The organism is Curtobacterium sp. 18060, from assembly GCF_902706105.1.
Classification (GTDB): Bacteria; Actinomycetota; Actinomycetes; order Actinomycetales; family Microbacteriaceae; genus Curtobacterium.
In genome coordinates this window covers 1-1,895 of the sequence record NZ_CACSJV010000105.1, presented here as the reverse complement: position 1 = coordinate 1,895, position 1,895 = coordinate 1, and the positions used below count along the sequence as shown (strand labels likewise).

Below are 1,895 nucleotides of genomic sequence, written 5' to 3'. Positions count from 1 at the left end.
ATCCAGGGGCAGCGCGACTTCTTCGGCGCGCACACCTACCAGCGCATCGACAAGGACGGCACCTTCCACACGCTGTGGTCCGACGACGACCGCCGCGAGGTCGACCAGGAACCGTCCACCCACTAGAGCCCATCATGGCCTCACGACCTCTACTTCTTGCCTCGCTCGTTGAGTCCGACGGTGTCTACGCCGCGCCGACCGGCATGCTCTCCCTGGCGACCGCGCCGACCTCTCGCGAATCGGTCCGCAACGGACTGCGAGCTGCCATCGAGCGCGGCCAACTCCAGCCGGGGAGCCGTCTGAAACGCGCGCACGATCTCGCAAGCGCGATCGGCGTGAGCCGCAGTACGGTCGGAGCCGCCGTCTTGGACCTCGTCCGTGAAGGTCTCATCGAACGACGCTCCACGGGCGAGAAGATCGTGCGTCAGCCGTCAGCCGGACCCCGTGTCACAGTCCGGCCACTAGCGCATACCTTTGATGGCCCGCCGCTTGAGTACGCCGACATTGTCGGTTTCGCTGCCGAACAACCGCAGTCCGCTCAGATCTGGAAGCAGCATCACGAAGGTCGCTGCGTCGCCGAGATCCAAGTCGCCACCGATGCGCGGTGGTGGTCCCCGCCGTCCCGCTGGACATGGAACGAACCCATCGGACCCCAGCGAGATGTTGAACATGCGGATGTTGCGATCAACCACGAGACCGACTCAAGCGGAACGCGGTGGCTCGTCGTTGCCGCCGCGTTCTACAACGCGGGCGCGCGGTGCACTGTCTCCCTGCGACTCGCACACGGAATCTTTTCCGTCGAACTCACCTGAGTACAGCCGCATGGCCCGGTGGCCCGGTGGCCCGGTGGCTCGGCGGCGAGGTCGCGTCGGTGCACGCCGTCGGTCAGGTGAGGGACCCCGAGGTCGCCGCACTCGACGACGTCTTGGGTGCGATGGTCGCCCTGACCATTCGACACTGCTGCACGTCTCGCACCCGCCGACAATTCAAGAGCCGCCGACATCGGAGTACCGACGTCCTCAGTACCGACGTCCTCAGTACCAACGGCGGAGCCCTTGCTGATCTTGCAGATCTAGCGGATCCTTGCCACCGATTCGCACACTGGTCCGATCGACGACGGCAAGGTTTCGGCCGGTCTGACAGGATCACCATCACGCTCGGCGGCCCGAGCGGCCGGATAATCGTCGGTGAGTGCCGTCACGACGGCGTTCGGGAAGCAGTTCGGCGTCACACCGGGCGCGTACGTGCCGGGTACACGGTCAGTCCCGACTACTTGATGCGGACCCGGAGGGGCAACGACTCGACCGGCGTGCAGGGGTCTCGCCGGCCCGGACGCCGGTCGATTTGCGCTTCTCGTCACGTCGAGCGCGACCGATCAGCCCCGGGCCGCGCGGACGAGCCCGTCGAGCCAGTCCTGGTGGCCGTTGAGCATCGGGTTCGGACGTTTCCCGGCCAGGTCTGCCGCCGGCTTACCCACCTGCGACTCCTGTGTCAGGACACGGACCCGGCCGCTGGGCAGATCCTCGACGATCCATGCGTGGTAGACGTCGAGGGAGGTGTCGGCATCGCCGTCCTGCCATGCCCGCCAGCCGAGACGGCCCGCGGTGTCGTTTGTGGGTGCCGCGGCTTCGAGCACTTCTGCCTGCAGGGGTGGGAAGCCGAAGGTCGCGAACTTGAACCGCAACCCATCGGTGAGCACGTCGCCGGGGACTTCGATGTCTGTCACGTTGTCGTAGTAGGTCGGCCAGACGCGGGTGTCGATGAGGAGTGGCCACACGTCGGCGGCCGACAGGCCGGCGACGATGACCTCGTTCGAGACGAAGTTGTCGGTGGTGCCGGGCGTGTAGCGCTCCGGCCAGGTGATGTCGGTGGTCATGGCGGGTCCTGTTCTGGGG

Annotated in this window: 3 protein-coding genes; 2 read left to right on the top strand and 1 reads right to left on the bottom strand. The window is 66.5% G+C overall.

Annotated features, from left to right (window positions below):
- Together GVL05_RS19755 and GVL05_RS19750 are read left to right on the top strand one after the other, a co-directional pair.
- A partial coding sequence (locus tag GVL05_RS19755; protein ID WP_159573333.1) for a hypothetical protein occupies positions 1-126 on the top strand: 126 nt, incomplete at its 5' end.
- Between the two features lie 8 nt (positions 127-134).
- Positions 135-812 (top strand): GntR family transcriptional regulator, encoded by a 678-nt coding sequence (locus GVL05_RS19750; RefSeq protein WP_200849287.1) that lies wholly within the window; start codon positions 135-137, stop codon positions 810-812.
- A 563-nt stretch (positions 813-1,375) separates the two neighbouring features.
- Here the strand turns inward: GVL05_RS19750 and GVL05_RS19745 are convergent.
- The gene (locus GVL05_RS19745; RefSeq protein WP_159574238.1) at positions 1,376-1,876 is read right to left on the bottom strand and encodes an SRPBCC domain-containing protein; all 501 of its coding nucleotides are present in this window, start codon (positions 1,874-1,876) and stop codon (positions 1,376-1,378) included.
- Between the last annotated feature and the right edge of the window lie 19 nt (positions 1,877-1,895).